A 19,627-nucleotide genomic window follows, 5' to 3' on the forward strand; every position below is an offset into this window, starting at 1 on the left:
CGACAGGTAACTGGAGGCTTAGTTTAGGCGACCATGCAGACCTTGTAAATCATAGACTTCCAAGTTCTTCAGATAGCGAAGACCCTCCACCGCCGCGCGTGCGCCGGACATCGTCGTGTAGTACGTGACCTTGTGCGCCTGCGCGCTCATCCGGATCGAACGCGAATCGGCGATGGCCGCGCGCGTCTCGTCGACGGTCGTGAACACAAGCGCGATCTCGCCGTTCTTGATCATGTCGACGATGTGCGGGCGACCGTCCTTCACCTTGTTCACGACCTTCACCGGCACGCCCGCGGCCTCGATCGCAGCGGCGGTGCCGCGCGTCGCGACGAGCGGATAGCCGAGATCGTGCAGCATCCGCGCGACCTCGACTGCCTTCGGCTTGTCCGCGTCCATCACCGTGAGGAGCACCGTGCCCGACTCCGGCAGGCGCGAGCCCGCCGCGAGCTGCGACTTGAAGAGCGCTTCGCCGAACGTCGTGCCGACGCCCATCACCTCGCCCGTCGAGCGCATCTCCGGTCCGAGCACCGGGTCGACGGTCGGGAACTTGATGAACGGAAACACCGCTTCCTTCACGCTGAAGTACGGCGGCTCGACTTCCTTCGTCACGCCCTGCTCCGCGAGCGTCTGGCCGACCATCGCGCGCGCGGCGATCTTCGCGAGCGGCAGGCTCGTCGCCTTCGACACGTACGGCACCGTGCGCGATGCGCGCGGGTTCACTTCGAGCACGTAGATGATGTCCTCTTTCGAGCCGTCCGCCGAATTTGCGTCGGCGGGCACCTGCTGAATCGCGAACTGCACGTTCATCAGGCCGACGACGTTCAGCGCCTTCGCCATCGCGCCAGTCTGGCGCTTCAGCTCGGCGACCGTTTCCTTCGACAGCGAATACGGCGGCAGCGAGCATGCCGAATCGCCCGAGTGGACGCCCGCCTGCTCGATGTGCTCCATCACGCCGCCGATGAACACGGCATCGCCGTCGCAGATGCAGTCGACGTCGCATTCGATCGCGTCGTTCAGGAAGCGGTCGAGCAGCACCGGCGAATCGTTCGACACCTTCACCGCCTCGCGCATGTAGCGCTCGAGATCGCGCGGCTCATGGACGATTTCCATCGCTCGTCCGCCCAGCACGTACGACGGGCGCACGACGAGCGGATAGCCGATTTCGTCGGCGAGCGCGAGCGCTTCGTCCTCGGCGCGCGCGGTGCGGTTCGGCGGCTGGCGCAGGCCGAGGTCCTGCAAGAGCTTCTGGAAGCGTTCGCGGTCTTCGGCCGCGTCGATCATGTCGGGCGACGTGCCGATGATCGGCACGCCGTGCGCTTCGAGATCGAGCGCGAGCTTGAGCGGCGTCTGGCCGCCGTACTGGACGATCACGCCGACGGGCTTTTCCTTGTCGACGATCTCGAGCACGTCTTCGAGCGTCAGCGGTTCGAAGTACAGACGATCGGACGTGTCGTAGTCGGTCGACACTGTTTCCGGGTTGCAGTTGACCATGATCGTCTCATAGCCGTCCTCGCGCATCGCGAGCGCCGCGTGCACGCAGCAGTAGTCGAACTCGATGCCCTGGCCGATCCGGTTCGGGCCGCCGCCCAGCACCATGATCTTCTTGTTCGCCGTCGGCTGTGCCTCGCACTCTTCCTCGTAGGTCGAGTACATGTAGGCCGTCTTCGTCGCGAACTCGGCCGCGCAAGTATCGACGCGCTTGTAGACCGGGCGCACGTTCAGCTCGAGACGGCGCGCGCGCACGTCGCCGGACGTCGCGCCGAGCAGTTTCGCGAGGCGGCGGTCGGAGAAGCCGCTCTGCTTCAGATAATGCAGCTCGTCCTTCGTCAGGCTCGCAAGCGTGCGGCCGGAGAGCGCCTTCTCCTTCAGCACGATCTGCTCGATCTGCTCGAGGAACCACGGATCAATCGCCGTCTCCTCGAAGATCTGCTCGCGCGACATGCCGACGCGGAATGCATCGCCGACGTACCAGATCCGGTCCGGACCCGGCTCGCCGATTTCGCGGATGATCTCGTCGCGGCTCGTCGTCTTCTCGTCGAGGCCGTCGACGCCGACTTCGAGGCCGCGCAGCGCCTTCTGGAACGACTCCTGGAACGTGCGGCCGATCGCCATCACTTCGCCGACCGACTTCATCTGCGTCGTCAGGCGCGAATCGGCCTCACGGAATTTCTCGAACGCGAAGCGCGGAATCTTCGTGACGACGTAGTCGATCGTCGGCTCGAACGACGCCGGCGTCTGGCCGCCCGTGATCTCGTTCTTCAGCTCGTCGAGCGTGTAGCCGATCGCGAGCTTCGCCGCGACCTTCGCGATCGGGAAGCCTGTCGCCTTCGATGCGAGCGCCGACGAACGCGACACGCGCGGGTTCATTTCGATGACGACCATCCGGCCGTCCTTCGGATTGATCGCGAACTGCACGTTCGAGCCGCCCGTGTCGACGCCGATCTCGCGCAGCACGGCAAGCGACGCGTTGCGCAGGATCTGGTATTCCTTGTCGGTGAGCGTCTGCGCCGGCGCGACCGTGATCGAGTCGCCCGTGTGCACGCCCATCGGGTCGAGGTTCTCGATCGAGCAGACGATGATGCAGTTGTCGGCGCGGTCGCGCACGACTTCCATCTCGTATTCCTTCCAGCCGAGCAGCGACTCTTCGATCAGCAGCTCGCGCGTCGGCGACAGGTCGAGACCGCGCTTGCAGATCTCTTCGAACTCTTCGCGGTTGTACGCGATGCCGCCGCCCGAGCCGCCCAGCGTGAACGACGGACGGATCACCGACGGGTAGCCGCTGCCGCCCGTGGCCGCCGCGATTTCCGCTTGCACCTTGAGCGCTTCGTCCATCGAGTGCGCGATGCCGGACTTCGCCGAGCCGAGGCCGATCTTCGTCATCGCGTCCTTGAACTTCTGGCGGTCTTCCGCTTTGTCGATCGCCGCGGGCGACGCGCCGATCAGCTCGACCCCGTACTTCTCGAGCACGCCGTGGTGATGCAGGTCGAGCGCGCAGTTGAGCGCGGTCTGGCCGCCCATCGTCGGCAGGATCGCGTCCGGGCGCTCCTTCTCGATGATGCGCTCGACGACTTCCCACGTGATCGGCTCGATGTACGTGACGTCGGCCGTGTTCGGATCGGTCATGATCGTCGCCGGATTGCTGTTGACGAGGATGACCTTGTAGCCCTCTTCACGCAACGCCTTGCATGCCTGCGCGCCCGAATAGTCGAACTCGCACGCCTGGCCGATGATGATCGGGCCGGCGCCGATGATGAGGATGCTGTTGATGTCTGTGCGTTTTGGCATGGCTCTTGGGATTCAAAAAATAATCGTTGATGCGCGATCGGCGGGCGGCGACGCTCAGCTCATCGTCGCGAGCGCGAGCTTCACGGAAAAGCCGACGAACAGGCCGCCCACGCCACCCGACGCGCTCGCCGCGAGCTTGCGGCGGCGGCGGAAATGGTCGGCGAGACGCGCACCCGTGAAGATCAGCGTGCTCAGGTACAGGAAGCTCGCGAGCTGCGCGATCGCGCCCAGCACGACGAACGACAGCGCCGGATGCGCGTAGGCCGGATCGACGAACTGGATGAAGAACGAGATGAAGAACAGGATCGCCTTCGGATTCAGGAGGCTCACGACGAGCGCCTTTCGGAACGGCCGCTCGCCGTCCACCGCGGGCGGCGCGTCGCCGCCCGCATCGGCGCGCCGGGCGAGTTTGCGCCATGCGCCGCGCAGCATGCCGACGCCGATGTACAGCAGGTACGCGGCGCCGCCGTACTTGACGACCGAGAACAGCAGCGGGTTCGCCTTCAGCAGCGACGCGACGCCCGCGGCCGACAGCACCATCAGCACGGCGTCGCCGAGGAACACGCCGCACGCGGCCCGATAGCCGGCCTTCACGCCGCGCTGCGCGGCAAGCGACAGCACGTACATCGAGTTCGGCCCGGGCAGCAGGATGATGAACACCACTCCGAACACGTAGGTCCAGAGATCCGTGATGCCGAGTGCGTGACCGAACATGATGCGAGACTCCTTGATCGAAATGCGGCGGCGTCAGGCGCTGCGCGCCTTCGCCGCATCCATCAGCGCGGTGAAGCGGTCGAACAGATAGCCGATGTCGTGCGGACCGGGCGACGCTTCCGGGTGGCCCTGGAAGCAGAACGCGGGCTTGTCGGTCAGCTCGAAGCCTTGCAGCGTGCCGTCGAACAGCGACACGTGCGTCGTGCGCGCGTTCGCGGGCAGCGAATCGGCGTCGACCGCGAAGCCGTGGTTCTGCGACGTGATCACGACGCGGCCGTTCGCGAGATCCTTCACCGGATGGTTCGCGCCGTGGTGGCCCGTCTTCATCTTGAGCGTCTTCGCACCGACCGCGAGGCCCATGATCTGGTGGCCGAGGCAGATGCCGAAGGTCGGCACGCCGCGCTCGATGAATTCCTTCGTCGCGGCGATCGCGTAGTCGCACGGCTCCGGGTCGCCCGGGCCGTTCGACAGGAAGATGCCGTCCGGATTGAGCGCGAGCGCGTCGGCCGCGCTCGACTGCGCGGGCAGCACCGTCACGTGGCAGCCGCGCTCGGCGAGCATCCGCAGAATGTTGTACTTCACGCCGAAGTCGTACGCGACGACGCGGTAGCGGGGCGTCTCCTGCATCCCGTAGCCGCTGCCGAGGCGCCATTCGGTCTGCTTCCACTCGAACGGCTTCGTCGTCGACACGACCTTCGCGAGATCCATCCCTGCGAGGCCCGGGAACGAGCGCGCGAGCGCGATCGCCTTCGCTTCGTCGTCGGAGCCCGTCAGGATGCAGCCGTTTTGCGCGCCCTTGTCGCGCAGGATGCGGGTCAGCTTGCGGGTGTCGAGGCCCGCGATCGCGACGACGCCTTCGTCGCGCAGGTAATCGCCGAGCGAGCGCTCCATCCGGAAATTCGACGCGAGCGCGGGAAGATCGCGCACGACGAGGCCGGCGGCATGGACTTTCGTCGCTTCGACGTCTTCGGCGTTCACGCCGACGTTGCCGATGTGCGGATAGGTCAGCGTGACGATCTGGCGCGCATAGCTCGGATCCGTGAGGATTTCCTGATAGCCGGTGATCGCGGTGTTGAACACGACTTCGCCGATCGTATGGCCGGCCGCGCCGATCGAATAACCACGAAAGACCGTGCCGTCGGCGAGTGCGAGCAAAGCGGGAGAAAAAGACGGCAACACGGGGGGCTCCTTGGGGGACACCCTTGCCGCCGACCTGTCTATCCTGCCGCGCGCTTGCGGGCCGCGTGATGCATCACGGCGCGCGTGGGCGCTTGCGCGCGCGGGCTTGCGGTCGAGCGCGAAACGGCGCGCGCGGGCGCGGGTTTCGCGGCATCGCCTGCGTCAAGCGGCGTGCGGCGGACGAACGGGATGAGGGAGGTAGGCGCTAGGGTGCGAGGTTGATTAGCACAAACTTTCAAATTATAGCGTGAAATTGGCCTTATCTTCAATCGATTAGCGCATGTCGTGCGGGCTCGCGCGTGCCCGGACGCCGGCGCGGCAGGCATCGCCCACGCCTTCGCCGACCGCGGCGAACCGGCGCGCGCCGCGCACGGCCCACCCGCTCCGCGTCACGCGGACCGCCGATATTCGTTGGGCGACATCACCTTCCACCGCCTGAACGCGCGCGCGAACGCGGACGGCTCCGAATAGCCGAGCCGCTCCGAGATCTCCGCGACGGTCAATGCCGTGGTCGCGAGCAGCGCTTCGGCCAGCGTTTCGCGAATCTCGTCGACGACCGTCTCGTAATCCGTCCCCTCGTCCGCGAGCCGCCGCCGCAACGTGCGCGCGCTCACGCCGAGTTCCGCCGCGAGCGCCGTCATCGTCGGGCCGCGCGCCGAATCGCCCGCGAGGTGCCGGCGCACGCGCCCGGCCCAGCCTTCGCTGCGACGGCGGCGTTCAAGCACGCGCCGGCATTCGTCTTCGCAAAGCCGCCGCGTCAGCGAGTTGCGCTGCGGCAGCTTCAGATCCAGACAGCGCGCGTCGACCGTCAACGCGTTTTCCGCCGCACCGAACTCGGGCGACGCGCCGAACAACGTTCGGAAGCGATCGGCATACGACGGCGCCTCCATCTTGAGCGCAAGGCGCTTGACCGGCAAGTTCGCCGCATCGAGATCGAACTGCAGCGTGATCAATGCGGCCACGGTGATTTCGACCAGCACGTCGCCCGGCAGGTCACGGTCGTCGATCACGAGCGTCGCGTCATCGCCGCGCGTGGTCGGCCGGATGTCGCAGAAGGTCGACGTCAACTGAAGGTAGCGCAGTCCAACCGACACGGCGTGGGCGAACGTCGCGCTGCTCAGGAGCGCGAATCCCCAGATTCCGTAAGCGGTCGCATGGTAGCGCCGGCCGACTTCAACGCCGAGCGGAAAATCCGGCCCCAGAAACCGCATCAGATTGCGGACGATGCGCAACTCCTGTGCAGCAGCCACGGTGGCCTCCGGCCGATCGAGCAGCTCTGGCGCGACGCCGCTGCCATCCAGACACTGAAGTAAATCCAATCCTTGCTCGACGCCCACGTCCACCAGCACGCGCGTCGTGTTGACGGGGCGAACGAAATCCCAGCGAGCGAGCTTGACGATCAAGGTGGCCTCAAATGTCTAGAGCACGCCCAATATGCCATTATCCGATGTAACGCTCAATGCGATCTTTCCCGCACGGTCCGGGCCTCGACAACGGCCCAGAGGGCCGCCGCGCACCGTCGTTGCTCACGCCTCCTACAGCGTCGGCGCGGCCGACGGCAGGCGGCATATCGTGACGTGACGCCCGCGCGCCCTGCACATTTTCCGACACGACAAACAGCCGTGATTCGAGCTCGCTGACGCCCGGGAGACGCAAGCTGTGCCACGGCAGCCAACCAGTTCGTTGTGCAGCCAGCGGCAGCTCGGCGACAACTGAAATTTGAAGCAAATCGAAGACACAAGGAAAGGAGAAGACATGAGCACCGCCATCGACACGAGCGCCCCGCCGCGTCCGCGTTGCCCCCGATCGACAGCGCGCACCGTCACCGCGGCTGGCGCGGATTGCGCGGCTACGCGCTGGCCAAGGTGGCCACGCAGATTCTGCGGCCCGTCGAGCCATCCGCGCGCCACGGCCTGCCCGCGCCGACGATCTTTCCGCCGGACGGCGGTGCGCGCCGGTTCGGCCTGATGCACTACGGCATCATGATCCCGGATCTGCCTGCGCCCCACCATTTCTTGGCCAGCGCGATCATCCTCGGCAGCGCGGGCATGCGCGTGTTCGACACCGATTTCGCGGCCGCGCCGGGCGACGGCCCGCTGCAGACCGCGACGCTCGTGCACGGCACGGCGGCCGCCGTCGATCGTCACTTCACGCGCTATTCGACCCCGCGCGACACGGAATGGCGCGCGGACGGCAGCCTGCTGCGCCTCGGCGAGGATATGGAGCTGAGCGGCCGCTATCCCGATTTCCGGCTGAAGAGCCGTCGTCAGGGCTTCGCGGTCGAGTTGTCGCTGACGGCCACGGGCGACGTCACATGGTTCGCGAAAGGCGTCTTCTATGAACACATCGCACTCGTCACCCGCTATCGGGGCACGATCGAGCAGGAAGGCGCCGCGACCGAGGTGTCGGGCCTCTGCACCTATGAATACGCGCGCGGCACCTCGCCGTATCTGCTCTACGACCGCTTCCTGCCGAAAGCCGCAAAGCTGCCCTGGGACGTGTTCAGCTATCAGGTGATCGATCTCGATGCCGATACACAGTTGCTGCTCGCGCACGTCCAGGTCGACGGCCATCCGGCGTTGACGAGCGCGTATCTGCGCATCGTCGGCCAATGCGCGCACCGGCTCGACGCCGATGTCCATTTCCGGGTGCTGAGCACGCAGGCGCAGCCGGCCGTCGCGCCGGACGGCTCCGAGATGCGGCTGCCCGAGACATTCGCGTGGCGCGTGCGCGACCGGCAAGGCCGCAATCTGTTCGCCATCGACGCGACGGTCGACACGCCGATGCTGTTCGGCATCGGCACGGGCTACGTCGGCGGCTATCGCTGGGAAGGCGAGCGTGACGGACGGCCGGCGAGCGGGCGCGGATACATCGAGTACGTCGACCAGCGCAGATGAAGCGCGCGACGCCGCCGACGCGCAGTCGCGGCCGCAGAAAGACAAGCGCGCGGCGTCTCGCACGCCTTTCGCCGCTCCGATTCGGGCCGGTACGCCACTTCGCCCGCGACGCGCGCGGCTAACGCGCGCATCAGCCCGCGTGCCGCGCCGACTTGCCGAGCGCGCGGTCGGGCAGCACGTACCAGACCGCGCTCGCGATCTGCAGCGCGACGAGCACGCCCCAAGCGGTCAGGTGCGCGCCCGCCGGGTAGTGCCCCGCGTGAGTCGGCCACCGCGACAGCACCGCGCCCACACCGACCTGGAAGCCGAAGATCAGGACGAAGATGACGAGCGTGAGCGTCGTGTTCGCGCGGCCGATCAGATGAACGGGGAAGTACTCGGCGAGCACCGCGTAGCTCAGAATGCCGACGCCGCCGAACACGCCGTACGCTGCCCACAGCACGACGGCGGGCAGCGGCGCGCGCAGCATGATCGCGAGCTGCGTCGCGACGAAGAGCGCCATTCCCACTCCACAGAACGCGTACAGCGACACGCCGCGCCGCTCGAGCCCGCGCGCCGCCGCGCCGAAGCCGACGCAGCCCGCCATCATCGCGAAGCCGAGCACCGATACGAGCGCGGCCGCGTCGCTCGGCGCGAAGCCGCTCACGTCGCGCAGGTACGCGCCGACCCATAGCGACTGCATCGCATAGAACACGCCCTGCGTGACGACCGAGAACGATGCGATCTTCCAGAACGCGCGGTCCGCGATGATCCGCCAGGTGCCGGCGAACTGCGCGGCGACGCTCACGTTTTGGCGGCCCTGCTCCGCTTCGGGCGCGAACGTCCACAAAGCGGCCGCGACCGCCACCGTGAACGCGCCGAGCCCCGCGCACACCGCACGCCAGCCGGCGAAGCCGAGCAGCCATTCGAGCGGCGAGCCGACCGCGACGCCGCCCAGGCCGCCCACCGCCATCACGAAGCCGTTCAGGAGCGGCAGCCGCGCGACCGGGAAATGCTGCGCGAGCGCCTTGAACGCGCCGCCGAGGCACACCGACACGCCGATGCCGATCAGAAGCCGCCCGGCCATCATCGTGCCGACGTCGTGCGCGGCGCCGAACACCCACGCGCCCGCCGCCGCGACGAGCAACAGCGCGGCGCTCACGCGGCGCGGACCGTAGCGGTCGAGCAGCACGCCCGCCGGAATCTGCGCGCACGCGAAGCCGAGGAAATAGAGACTCGTCAGCAGGCCGAGGTCGGCGGCGGACAGGCCGAGGTCGCGCGTGATGAGCGGCGCGAAGCCGAGATTCACGCCACGAAAGACATACGAAACGAAGTAGCCGATCGCGAACAGCGCGAACACGCGAAATTGCACAAGGGACATCTTGATCACCGATGAAGCGCCCGGCCGGCGAATCCGCGGCAAAGCACACAAACGAAAACGCCGTCACCCAAGTGACGGCGTCCGGCGATGATAGTCGATTGCGCGGCGGGGATCGGAAAGTCCCCGCGGCACGCACGCCTTTCGTCTTACTTTTTCTTTGCCTTGTGGCTCGCGGACTTCGCGGGTGCGGCCTTCGCGCTGCGCTTCGTCGCGGCCTTCGCGGGCGCCTTCGCGGCGACGGGCGCCGCCTTGCGGCCGCGGCTCGCCTTGCCGCCCGTATGCAGGCTCGCGCGCTCGATGCGGCCGCCTGAAACCGACGTCGCGATCCGCTCCGGACCCGGCTCGGCCGGCACCGCGCGGCCGACCGGCACGTGCAGCACCATCGTTTGGCCCGGCATCACGACAGCGCGGCGCGTGCGGTTCCACCCGCGAAGCTGCGCGACCGACACGCCGTAGCGGCTCGCGAGCGCTTCCATCGACTGCTTGCGGCGCACGCGAATCAGCATCTTGCGCGTATCCGGCACGTCCGGCTCCATCGCGAGCGCGCCATTCTCGGCGACGTCGGCGCTGATGTCCTCGTCGTCGTCGTCGGTGCGCGGCACGACGATCGTCGAACCGGGCTTCAGGCGCATGCCGGCCGGAATCTTGTTCACCTGCATCAGCGTGTCCGCGTCGACGCCGATCTTCTCCGCGATCGCGGCAGGCCGCGAGCGTTCAGTCACGGTGTACGCCGTCCACGACGACAGCTGGCCGTCGTACGACTTCAGGCCCTTCTCGAACGCCGTCGCGTTGTCGAACGGCAGCAGGATCTGCGGCTGCGTCGCGCCGAGGATCACGGGCTTCGAGAACGACGGATTGAGCGACTTGAATTCGTCGAGCGGCAGGTTCGCGAGCTTCGCGGCGACCGTCACGTCGATGTCGCGCGACGTCGTCACCGTCACGAAATACGGGTGGTTCGGGATATCCGGCAGCGTGAGGCCGTACTGCTGCGGATTCGCGATGATGTTCTTCACGGCCTGCAGCTTCGGCACATAGTTGCGCGTCTCGTTCGGCATCCGCAGGCTCTGGTAGTCGGTCGGCAGGCCGGCCGCCTGGTTGCGCGCGATCGCGCGCTGCACGTTGCCCTCGCCCCAGTTGTACGCGGCGAGCGCGAGATACCAGTCGCCGAACATGTCGTGCAGGCGCGAAAGATAGTCGAGCGCCGCGCTCGTCGATGCGAGCACGTCGCGCCGCTCGTCCTGCCACATGTTCCGCTTCAGGTTGTACGTGCGGCCCGTGCCCGGCATGAACTGCCACATGCCGGCCGCCTTCGCGACCGACAGCGCCTGCGGGTTGTACGCGGACTCGATGAACGGCAGCAGCGCGAGCTCGGTCGGCATGTGGCGCGCCTCGAGCTCCTCGACGATGTGGTACAGGTACTTCTGCGAGCGCTCGGTCATCCGCTGCACGTAGTCGGGGCGCTGCGTATACCACGTGGTCTGCATGTCGACGAGGTCGCTCTGCAGATCGGGCACCTGGAAGCCGCGGCGGATGCGCGCCCAGAGATCGCTGTCGTTGGTGGTCAGGTCGCCGACCGATTGCTTGTCGACGTCGACGGTTTCTTTCGCGGTGGCGGACTTGCGCAGGAAGGTCGAAGCGGCTTGCGGATCGGAGGCCGCGGGATTTTGGGCAGTCGGTCCCGCGCCCGCGCACGCGGCGAGCGTCAGGACCAATAGCGCACTGAGGAGGAATCGCATGAAAATCTCGGCTTCCAACGGCTGGAAATTGCAGGCGATAGTACGAAAGTGCGTGGTTCGCGTCAATAAAAACACCGAAAAACCTGCTAAATCGGGTATTTGGGGCCGATTCTCCAGATTCTGGTTGAGCTTGACCCGACAACCCTACGGGTTAACGAAAACGATTTTTCCACTCGCGCATCAGCGTGAACGCGGCGAGCCGGTCGGGCGCCGCCTCGTGCAGTTGCGTTTCGAGCGTCGCGCGGATCGACGGGCTGTCCGCGCGCAGGAACGGGTTCACCGCTCGCTCGTGCGCGATCGTCGTCGGCAGCGTCGGCTCGTTGCGCGCGCGACGCGCGCTCGCTTCGTCGCGCCATGCGGCGAGCGCCGCGTTGCCCGGCTCGCAAGCGAGCGCAAACTGGATGTTCGACAGCGTGTACTCGTGCGCGCAGTGCACGCGCGTGTCGCCCGGCAGCGCCGCGAGCGCGTCGAGCGACGCGAGCATTTGCGCGGGCGTGCCTTCGAAGAGGCGGCCGCAGCCGCACGAGAACAGCGTGTCGCCGCAAAAGAGATGCGGCGCGGCATGCGCCGGCCCCGCCGGGCCTGCGCCGGCCGCCTGGAAATACGCAATGTGGCCGCGCGTATGGCCGGGCACGTCGATCACGTCGAATTCGAGCGCGGGCGATCCGATGCGCACGCGCTCGCCGCCCGAGAGGCGGCGCGTCACGTGCTCGATCGCCTCGTGTGCTGGGCCGAACACCGCGAAGGAATCGCTGCCGCGCGAGGTCGCGAGCAGCTCGGCCACTCCACCGACATGGTCGCCATGATGGTGCGTGAGTAAAATAGCGGTCAGCCGCCAACCTCGCGCGTCGAGATAGCGGCGCACCGGGGCGGCCTCGCCCGGATCGACGGCAACCGCATCGCTGCCGTCCGACACGAGCCAGATGTAGTTGTCGTCGAATGCCGGCACCGGCACGTATTCCAGCTCGTTCATGGGCGCGCAACCACCGAGATATGTCTGACCGTTCGATTATAGACTGGCCCGCCTGGACCGACTCCCCGCCCGGGCGCTACGTGCTCGACTGGGAGCAGACGCAGCTCGACCGCACCGTGTCCGACGTGTTCGGCTTCCACGCGCTGCAGCTCGGGCTGCCGCAGCTCGATACGCTGCGCGAGAACCGCATGCCGTGCCGCGGCCTCGTGCTCGATCCGGCGAGCGGCGCGAGCGCGCCCTATCACTATCCGTGGGCGCGCGAGGCGCACAGCACCGAGCATGCGCCCGCCGGACGCAGCACCGTCTGGTGCGACCTGCTCGATCTGCCGTTCGAGTCGCAGAGCGTCGACCTGATCGTGATGCCGCACACGCTCGAATTCACGTCCGATCCGCACCGGCTGCTGCGCGAAGCCGAGCGCGTGCTGATGCCGGAAGGCCAGCTCGTGATCACGGGCTTCAACTCGCTGAGCCTCTGGGGCGCGCGGCAGTCGGTCGGCAAGATGGCGAACCGGCCGTTCGTGCCCGCGACGCGCGACCAGATCACGTTCATCCGGCTGAAGGACTGGATCAAGCTGCTCGGCTTCGATCTCGAGCGCGGCCGCTTCGGCTGCTACCGGCCGCCCCTCGCCACCGACAAGTGGCTGTCCCGCTACGCGTTCATGGAGGCCGCCGGCGACCGCTGGTGGCCGATCTTCGGCGCCGTCTACATGGTGACGGCGATCAAGCGCGTGCGCGGAATGCGGCTCGTCGGCCCGATCAGGATGAAAAAGCCGGTGCTCGCGCCGGGCCTCACGCCTGCGGCCACCCCGACCACCCACCAAGAACACTCATGACGTTGCAAACCATCGACATCTATACCGACGGCGCCTGCAAGGGCAATCCGGGCCCCGGCGGCTGGGGCGCATTGCTGCGCTACGGCGCGCAGGAGAAGGAACTCTTCGGCGGCGAAGCCGGCACGACCAACAACCGGATGGAGCTCACCGCCGTGATCGCCGCGCTCGAGGTGCTGAAGCGCCCGTGCAAGGTGGTCGTCCACACCGATTCGCAATACGTGCAGAAAGGCATCAGCGAGTGGATCCACGGCTGGAAGAAGAAAGGCTGGGTCACCGCCGCGAAGACGCCCGTGAAGAACGCGGACCTCTGGCAGCGGCTCGACGCGCTCGTCGCGCAGCACGACATCGAATGGCGCTGGGTGAAGGGGCACGCCGGCCACCCGGAGAACGAGCGCGCGGACGCGCTCGCGAACCGTGGCGTCGAATCGCTCGATCGGGCATGAGCCCGCTTGCGCATCCCTTTTCGCTTCACGACTGACCCGAATCCTGTTTTTCAGACATGCGCCAGATCATTCTCGATACCGAAACCACCGGCCTCAACGCACGCGCGGGCGACCGCGTCATCGAAATCGGCTGCGTCGAGCTGCTGAACCGGCGGCTCACCGGCAGCAACCTGCACTTTTACGTGAACCCCGGGCGCGACAGCGATCCGGGCGCACTCGCGGTGCATGGGCTCACGACCGAGTTCCTGAGCGACAAGCCGAAGTTCGCCGAAATCGTCGACGAGCTGCGCGATTTCGTCCGCGACGCGGAGCTCATCATCCACAACGCGCCGTTCGACCTTGGATTTCTCGACGCCGAGTTCTCGCTGCTCGGCCTGCCGGCCTTCACCGACCACTGCGCGGGCGTGATCGACACGCTCGTGCAGGCGAAGCAGATGTTCCCCGGCAAGCGCAACTCGCTCGACGCGCTGTGCGACCGCTTCGACATCAGCAACGCGCACCGCACGCTGCACGGCGCGCTGCTCGACTCCGAGCTGCTCGCCGAGGTGTATCTCGCGATGACGCGCGGGCAGGAAAGCCTCGTCATCGACATGCTCGACGAAGGCGGCGACGCGCACCGCAACGGCGACGCGCCGCGGATGGCGTTCAGCGGGCTCGACCTGCCGGTGCTCGCCGCGACCGACGACGAGCTCGCCGCGCACGAGGCGCAGCTCGACGCGCTCGACAAGTCGGTCAAGGGCGCGTGCGTGTGGCGCAAGGAAGCGGGTAGCGAGGCTTGACGAGGTCGATGCCGCCGGAGGATCGGGAGCGAGCGCACGCATGCGAATGAGCGAATGAGCGAGTTCGCCCCGCCGCACGCGACGCATCGACACCACCCGGCACGCGCCGCGGCGTCGCTCTCGGCATCACCCGCGCGGCTGCAGCGCGATCACCGACATCCCGGCGAGCGCGAGCGCCGCGCCCGCCGCGTCCCAGCGCGACAGCGGCACGCCATCGACGACCCGCAGCCACGCGAGCGCGACCGCGATATAGACGCCGCCGTACGCCGCATAGGTGCGCGCGGCGGCGGCAGGATGCAGCGTCAAGAGCCACGCGAACAGCGCGAGCGACAGCGCCGCGGGCGCGAGCAGCCAGGCGGGCTTCCCCGCCTTCAGCACGAGCCACGGCAAATAGCAGCCGACGATTTCGGCGACGGCGGTCAATACGAAAAGCGCCGCAATCTTCGCGAGTGAAAGCATGTTCGGGGCGCGCGAAACGCACGTCGAAAACGCCGCGCAATCCCGCGGCAACGAGCGCGATCATACCCGAGCCGATGCCCGGAAAAGCGGCGCTCCCGCAGCAATTTGCGCGATCCTCCGCCATCGTGCTATCATGTCGCTTCTTTAAACAGCTTACGTCTGTCATTTATTTCGGTCACGAGATCGTTCGGCATTGCGCCGCAACGGGTCGCCCGAAATTTCGCTCACAAGAAAGCGCGCCTTCAGGCAGCTTTTTTCGTTTCAACGCCCTTGAAGGGCATCCAGCCGGCCGCGAACGCCACGCGAGGCGCCGGTTCGTCGACCGCCCCGGTGCGGCGGCCTTTTCTCATGAGTGCGAGTGCGCGACGACCATCGGGTCCGCGCCGGATCGGCTTCCTTTTGGATTAAGCGTTTCATGCGCCCTTTCACGCTCGCGACCCTCGCTCGATCGCGAACCGCACTCTTCGGCAACCCGTGGCGAACCGCGCGTCCCCTCGCGCGATTCGGCCGCCGTCACAGGAGTTTTCGACCTTGACTGCAACACCCGCCCCTTCTACTTCGTCAATCGCGACCGCCGACGGCGCGTCTGCCGCCGCCCCGCACGACATCACCGTCGTCGACCAGGGCCTTCTGAAGCGCGCCGTCGGTGCGATGGCCCTCGGCAACGCAATGGAATGGTTCGACTTCGGCGTCTACAGCTACATCGCCGTCACGCTCGGCCAAGTGTTCTTCCCGTCGAGCAACCCGTCCGCGCAACTGCTCGCGACGTTCGGCACGTTCGCCGCCGCGTTCCTCGTGCGCCCCCTCGGCGGGATGGTGTTCGGCCCGCTCGGCGACCGCATCGGCCGCCAGCGCGTGCTCGCGATGACGATGATCATGATGGCGGTCGGCACGTTCGCGATCGGCCTCATCCCGAGCTACGGCTCGATCGGCATCCTGGCGCCCGTGCTGCTCCTCGTCGCGCGCCTCGTGCAGGGCTTCTCGACGGGCGGCGAATACGGCGGCGCGGCGACCTTCATCGCCGAGTTCTCGACGGACAAGCGCCGCGGCTTCATGGGCAGCTTCCTCGAGTTCGGCACGCTGATCGGCTATGTGATGGGCGCGGGCGTCGTCGCGCTGCTGACGGCGTCGCTGTCGCACGAGGCGCTCTTGTCGTGGGGCTGGCGCGTGCCGTTCCTCATCGCCGGCCCGCTCGGCCTGATCGGCCTCTACATCCGGATGAAGCTCGAAGAAACGCCCGCATTCAAGCGTCAGGCCGAAGTGCGCGAAGCACAGGACAAGGCGGTGCCGAAGACGCATTTCCGCCGGCAGCTCATGCGTCACTGGCGCGCGCTGCTGTTGTGCATCGGTCTCGTGCTGATCTTCAACGTCGCCGACTACATGGCGCTGTCGTACCTGCCGAGCTACCTGTCGTCGACGCTGCACTTCGACGAGGCGCACGGCCTCATGCTGATCCTGATCGTGATGGTGCTGATGATGCCGATGACGCTCGCGACGGGCCGCCTGTCGGACGCGGTCGGCCGCAAGCCGGTTATGCTCGCCGGCTGCATCGGGCTCTTCACGCTCGCGATCCCCGCGCTGCTCCTCATCCGCACGGGCGAAACGTCGCTCGTGTTCGGCGGCCTCTTGATCCTCGGCGCGCTGCTGTCGTGCTTCACGGGCGTGATGCCGTCGGCGCTGCCCGCTCTCTTCCCGACCGAGATCCGCTACGGCGCGCTCGCGATCGGCTTCAACGTGTCGGTGTCGCTGTTCGGCGGCACGACGCCGCTCGCGGCCGCCTGGCTCGTCGACGCGACGGGCAACCTGATGATGCCCGCGTACTACCTGATGGGCGCCGCCGTGATCGGCGCGATCTCGGTGCTCGCGCTGCCGGAGAGCGCGCGCCAGCCGCTGAAGGGCTCGCCGCCTGCCGTCGCGTCGCATCGCGAGGCGCGTGCGCTCGAGATCAAGCGCCGCGAGGCGGACGAGCGCGACGACAGCGGCTACGCGCCCGCTGCCGCGCTGCGTGCATGAAGTCGAATACGCGAGAGCTTAGACACGCCATTCGATGATGGACCGCGGAGGCGGCCTCGCGACGCGCGATCAGCGTGGCGAGGCCGCCTCCGCGTTTTCGCGCTCGGCAATGGTCGGTCGGAACAGAGGTTCGCGGCGCTTCGTGCGGCGCCCGGCGCCGAATATCGAGCGTCGAGCAGCGGGCGGGGCGGATCATGCCCGCGCGCTGCCGCGGCGCCCTGCCCGCGCCGCTCGATTCAATCGAGCGGCGTGCCCTCGAACTCCGGCAGCGCCTCAGCACGCGCGGACAGCGCGGCGAGCGCCGGATAGCGCGCCGGCTCGATGCGCGCGAGATCCGGGTAGTCGTCCTTCATGAATTGCGTGAAGCGCCACGCCACGGCGACCGTGACGTCCGCCTGCGTGATCCGCTCGCCAACGAGCCAGCCGCTCGCGCCCGCGATGCGCGCCTCGAGCGCGCCGTACGCGCCGTCGAGCTGGCCGAGCACGCGGTCGAGCCACGGCTGGTGCTGCTTGTCGCCCGGCCGCAGCCCATGCTCGTAGACGACCTGCACCGTCTTTTCCGCCGCCGCGAGCGCGAGGCCCGTCAGCTCGAGCGCGCGCACGCGCGCCGCCGGATCTTCCGGCATCAGCCGCCGCCCGGGCGCGACAAGCCGATCGAGGTAATCGACGATCAGCGACGAATCGACGAGCATCGTGCCGTCGTCGATGAAGAACGTCGGCGCCTTCACGACCGGATTGAGCGACTTGAACGCGTCGAACTGGCGAAACACCGACAACGAACTGTGCTCGAACGGTAGACCGAGCAGCTTCGCCGAAATGGCGACGCGCCGCACGAACGGGGAATCCAACATGCCAATCAGCTTCATCGGGAATGCTCCGCTTGACGGGGGGCTGTCGACTGTAGCGCGTCGCGCGCGCTTCGCCTAGCGGGAGCCGAAAAATGCGGGAACCGCGGACACACGCGGCGCGCCGTCGGTGCAACCCGACGTGACGCGAACGCCCGCGCCGCTCATTGTTCGCGCAGCCACGCCGCGCCGAGCGGCCACAATGCGCGGTTGTCGTCGCGGAAATAGCCGAAATGGCCGATCGCGTGCCGACTGCGATCCGGCGAGATCTCGCGGTGCTCGATCTGCGCGCTCGAATAGAAACGGTGCAGCGCCTGCACCGCGGCGGGGGGCGCCATCCAGTCGTCGCTGACCGTGTACGCGAGAATCCGGCCTCGGTAGCCGCGGAAATGCTCGCGCAGCGGACGGCCCGCGCCGTCGACCAGATAGTCCGGATGGCGGCACCAGCGCGCCCATTCGCGCATCACGCCGGACGGCAGATCGGCGCCGCCGCCCAATCCGAGACGACGCGTCGGCAGATGCGACAGCACGCCGCCCAGCGCCGGCACGACGCCGAACCGCAGCGGCGCGAGCATCAGCCGGCGCGGCCATGGCCAGAGCCGCCAGTAGCCGCTCGGACAGCAGATCGACAGCAGCGCCGCCGCGCGGCCGTTGTTGTGCGCAAGGCCGAACATCTGTCCGCCGACGCTGTGGCCGATTGCGAGCAGCCGCTGCGACGGCGCGCGCGCCGCGAGATGGTCGAGCGCGCCTGGCAGATCGGCTTCGCCCCAGTCGCGCAGCGTCGCCATGTCGGCTTCGGACGGCGCCTTGCGCGAATCGCCGACGCCGCGGTAGTCGTAGGTCAGCACGGTGAAGCCGTCGCCCGCCAGGAAACGCGCGTAGCGCTCGTAGAAGCCGCGCGGCACGCCGAGCGCGCCGTTCACGAGCACGCCGCGGCCGTTACTCGCCGCGGGCGTGCCCGGCGCATGGAAAGTCCCCGTCAGCAGTCGGCCGTCCAGCGCGGCAAACCGTGTCGTCTCGGCCGTGATCGGCGGTCGTTCGTGCATCGACATCCTCGCTATCGAGCGGCTATTGTGCAAGCGAACGCGATCGCCCGCCAGCCGCCCTCCGCATCGGCGATGACGCAGCGGCGAAAATCGGAACCGGTTGCGGCGGTCTTGCCGGCCTCGTCGGTCGCGCCGGTCTGACCGCGCTCGGCGGGGTCAGCGGGGTCAGCGGGGTCAGCGGGGTCAGCGGGGTCAGCGGGGTCAGCGGGGTCAGCGGGGTCAGCGGGGTCGGCGGGGTCGGCGGGGTCGGCGGGATCAGCGGGGTCAGCGGGGTCAGCGGGGTCAGCGGGGTCAGCGGGGTCAGCGGGGTCAGCGGGGTCAGCGGGGTCAGCGGGGTCAGCGGGGTCAGCGGGGTCAGCGGGGTCAGCGGGGTCAGCGGGGTCAGCGGGGTCAGCGGGGTCAGCGGGGTCGGCGGGGTCGGCGGGGTCGGCGGGATCAGCGGGGTCACGCCGAGCAGAGCCGACAGGTCGCCCGCGCTCCGCGCGAGCGTGCGGAGGACGCCGCTCAATACCGTCGCGACAGGCCGTAAAGCCGCCAGAATTCCGCCGCATACGACTGCGCGAGCTGCGGCGCGCGATAGAAGACGTTGAAATTGCCCGCCGCGCGCTCGTCGCTCGCCTGCACGAAGCTCGCTGTGCCGAGCACGATCGCGTCGTCGACGACGACGAACGGATCATGCGCATTCGGCACGCGATCGCTGAGCGCGACGTCGACGCCCGCGTTCGCGAGAAACCCCGCTCCGCCGTACTTCGTCGCGCGTCCCGTCCGGTCGAGCACGACCCGCACGTCGACGCCGCGTCCGCGCGCCACGCGCAGCGCCGCCGCGACGGCAGCCGGCACCGACGCGCCGCCCGCGACCAGCACGCGCGTATGGGCGCGGTGGATCAGCTCGACTTCGATGTCGATCGAGCCGGCGTCTGCATCGAAGTATGCGTCGCGCGCGGGATCGCGCGATGGAATCTGTGCGGCGCGCGCGAATTCGGACACCGAAGCCGCGCAAAGAAGTGCGCAAACCGAGGAAAAGACGGAAGCGAAACGAACGCGGGATGTCATGGGGCGGCAATT

At 67.9% G+C, this 19,627-nt stretch carries 17 protein-coding genes; 5 read left to right on the forward strand and 12 right to left on the reverse strand.

The genetic code is table 11. The annotated features are described in order from the left end of the window. Nucleotides 1-18 precede the first annotated feature (18 nt). From carB to WS70_RS11970, 4 genes are all read right to left on the reverse strand, one after another. Nucleotides 19-3,285, reverse strand: coding sequence for a carbamoyl-phosphate synthase large subunit (carB, locus tag WS70_RS11955; RefSeq protein ID WP_059473274.1), 3,267 nt, complete (start codon nt 3,283-3,285; stop codon nt 19-21). A gap of 54 nt (nt 3,286-3,339) precedes the next feature. Continuing rightward, the gene (leuE, locus tag WS70_RS11960; protein WP_059473273.1) at nt 3,340-3,999 is read right to left on the reverse strand and encodes a leucine efflux protein LeuE; all 660 of its coding nucleotides are present in this window, start codon (nt 3,997-3,999) and stop codon (nt 3,340-3,342) included. Nucleotides 4,000-4,032: 33 nt separating this feature from the next. Next, nucleotides 4,033-5,178 (reverse strand): glutamine-hydrolyzing carbamoyl-phosphate synthase small subunit, encoded by a 1,146-nt coding sequence (gene carA / locus WS70_RS11965; protein ID WP_059473272.1) that lies wholly within the window; start codon nt 5,176-5,178, stop codon nt 4,033-4,035. Between the two features lie 389 nt (nt 5,179-5,567). Next, nucleotides 5,568-6,581 (reverse strand): AraC family transcriptional regulator, encoded by a 1,014-nt coding sequence (locus WS70_RS11970; RefSeq protein ID WP_059597157.1) that lies wholly within the window; start codon nt 6,579-6,581, stop codon nt 5,568-5,570. Nucleotides 6,582-6,974: 393 nt separating this feature from the next. On the opposite strand from WS70_RS11970, the gene WS70_RS11975 reads away from it, so the two are divergent. Then, complete coding sequence (locus WS70_RS11975; RefSeq protein ID WP_059597158.1) at nt 6,975-8,075, forward strand: DUF6670 family protein; 1,101 nt, start codon at nt 6,975-6,977, stop codon at nt 8,073-8,075. Between the two features lie 130 nt (nt 8,076-8,205). Here the strand turns inward: WS70_RS11975 and WS70_RS11980 are convergent, their stop codons facing one another. The 3 genes from WS70_RS11980 to gloB form a co-directional block, all read right to left on the reverse strand. Beyond that, a complete protein-coding gene (locus tag WS70_RS11980) occupies nt 8,206-9,444 on the reverse strand; it encodes an MFS transporter (protein WP_059473269.1) in 1,239 nt (412 codons plus the stop codon). A 137-nt stretch (nt 9,445-9,581) separates the two neighbouring features. Beyond that, complete coding sequence (locus tag WS70_RS11985) at nt 9,582-11,171, reverse strand: transglycosylase SLT domain-containing protein (protein WP_059473342.1); 1,590 nt, start codon at nt 11,169-11,171, stop codon at nt 9,582-9,584. Between the two features lie 151 nt (nt 11,172-11,322). Further along, on the reverse strand, nt 11,323-12,144 hold the full coding sequence (gene gloB / locus WS70_RS11990) for a hydroxyacylglutathione hydrolase (protein ID WP_059473268.1): 822 nt from the start codon (nt 12,142-12,144) through the stop codon (nt 11,323-11,325). Between the two features lie 20 nt (nt 12,145-12,164). Between gloB and WS70_RS11995 the strand changes: the two genes are divergently transcribed. From WS70_RS11995 to dnaQ, 3 genes are read left to right on the forward strand one after another with little or no spacing between them, the layout of a single operon-like run. After that, nucleotides 12,165-12,977 (forward strand): class I SAM-dependent methyltransferase, encoded by an 813-nt coding sequence (locus WS70_RS11995; RefSeq protein WP_059597159.1) that lies wholly within the window; start codon nt 12,165-12,167, stop codon nt 12,975-12,977. Then, nucleotides 12,974-13,420 carry a ribonuclease HI gene (gene rnhA, locus WS70_RS12000; protein WP_010102811.1) on the forward strand — a complete coding sequence of 149 codons (447 nt, stop codon included), beginning with the start codon at nt 12,974-12,976 and terminating at the stop codon, nt 13,418-13,420. The genes WS70_RS11995 and rnhA overlap by 4 nt, the downstream gene beginning before the upstream one ends. Nucleotides 13,421-13,476: 56 nt before the next feature. Beyond that, nucleotides 13,477-14,199 carry a DNA polymerase III subunit epsilon gene (gene dnaQ, locus WS70_RS12005; RefSeq protein WP_059473266.1) on the forward strand — a complete coding sequence of 241 codons (723 nt, stop codon included), beginning with the start codon at nt 13,477-13,479 and terminating at the stop codon, nt 14,197-14,199. Between the two features lie 126 nt (nt 14,200-14,325). Here the strand turns inward: dnaQ and WS70_RS12010 are convergent, their stop codons facing one another. Beyond that, entirely contained in the window at nt 14,326-14,658 is a 333-nt protein-coding gene (locus WS70_RS12010) for a YnfA family protein (protein WP_010121404.1), read from the reverse strand. Nucleotides 14,659-15,189: 531 nt separating this feature from the next. On the opposite strand from WS70_RS12010, the gene proP reads away from it, so the two are divergent. Next, nucleotides 15,190-16,671 carry a glycine betaine/L-proline transporter ProP gene (gene proP, locus WS70_RS12020; protein WP_059597160.1) on the forward strand — a complete coding sequence of 494 codons (1,482 nt, stop codon included), beginning with the start codon at nt 15,190-15,192 and terminating at the stop codon, nt 16,669-16,671. A gap of 236 nt (nt 16,672-16,907) precedes the next feature. Here proP and WS70_RS12025 read toward each other — a convergent pair whose 3' ends face one another. The 4 genes from WS70_RS12025 to WS70_RS12040 all read right to left on the reverse strand — a co-directional run bounded on the left by WS70_RS12025 (nt 16,908) and on the right by WS70_RS12040 (nt 19,615). After that, nucleotides 16,908-17,537: a glutathione S-transferase family protein gene (locus WS70_RS12025; RefSeq protein WP_059597161.1), complete on the reverse strand. Its 630-nt coding sequence runs from the start codon at nt 17,535-17,537 to the stop codon at nt 16,908-16,910. Nucleotides 17,538-17,680: 143 nt separating this feature from the next. Further along, a complete protein-coding gene (locus tag WS70_RS12030) occupies nt 17,681-18,562 on the reverse strand; it encodes an alpha/beta hydrolase family protein (protein ID WP_059473341.1) in 882 nt (293 codons plus the stop codon). A gap of 22 nt (nt 18,563-18,584) precedes the next feature. Further along, nucleotides 18,585-19,070: a hypothetical protein gene (locus tag WS70_RS32880; protein ID WP_335639737.1), complete on the reverse strand. Its 486-nt coding sequence runs from the start codon at nt 19,068-19,070 to the stop codon at nt 18,585-18,587. Continuing rightward, nucleotides 19,067-19,615 carry a phospholipase D-like domain-containing protein gene (locus WS70_RS12040; RefSeq protein WP_059473263.1) on the reverse strand — a complete coding sequence of 183 codons (549 nt, stop codon included), beginning with the start codon at nt 19,613-19,615 and terminating at the stop codon, nt 19,067-19,069. The genes WS70_RS32880 and WS70_RS12040 overlap by 4 nt, the downstream gene beginning before the upstream one ends. Nucleotides 19,616-19,627 lie beyond the last annotated feature (12 nt).

This window comes from Burkholderia mayonis (assembly GCF_001523745.2).
Taxonomy (GTDB): Bacteria; Pseudomonadota; Gammaproteobacteria; order Burkholderiales; family Burkholderiaceae; genus Burkholderia; species Burkholderia mayonis.

Bases quoted from the DNA above. Each gene is read 5' to 3' on its own strand.
- rnhA (WP_010102811.1), top strand. From the start codon at position 12,974: ATGACGTTGCAAACCATCGACATCTATACCGACGGCGCCTGCAAGGGC.
- carB (WP_059473274.1), bottom strand. From the start codon at position 3,285: ATGCCAAAACGCACAGACATCAACAGCATCCTCATCATCGGCGCCGGC.
- WS70_RS11995 (WP_059597159.1), top strand. From the start codon at position 12,165: ATGTCTGACCGTTCGATTATAGACTGGCCCGCCTGGACCGACTCCCCG.
- WS70_RS11985 (WP_059473342.1), bottom strand. From the start codon at position 11,171: ATGCGATTCCTCCTCAGTGCGCTATTGGTCCTGACGCTCGCCGCGTGC.
- gloB (WP_059473268.1), bottom strand. From the start codon at position 12,144: ATGAACGAGCTGGAATACGTGCCGGTGCCGGCATTCGACGACAACTAC.
- WS70_RS12030 (WP_059473341.1), bottom strand. From the start codon at position 18,562: ATGCACGAACGACCGCCGATCACGGCCGAGACGACACGGTTTGCCGCG.
- WS70_RS12025 (WP_059597161.1), bottom strand. From the start codon at position 17,537: ATGAAGCTGATTGGCATGTTGGATTCCCCGTTCGTGCGGCGCGTCGCC.
- WS70_RS12010 (WP_010121404.1), bottom strand. From the start codon at position 14,658: ATGCTTTCACTCGCGAAGATTGCGGCGCTTTTCGTATTGACCGCCGTC.
- dnaQ (WP_059473266.1), top strand. From the start codon at position 13,477: ATGCGCCAGATCATTCTCGATACCGAAACCACCGGCCTCAACGCACGC.
- leuE (WP_059473273.1), bottom strand. From the start codon at position 3,999: ATGTTCGGTCACGCACTCGGCATCACGGATCTCTGGACCTACGTGTTC.
- WS70_RS12040 (WP_059473263.1), bottom strand. From the start codon at position 19,615: ATGACATCCCGCGTTCGTTTCGCTTCCGTCTTTTCCTCGGTTTGCGCA.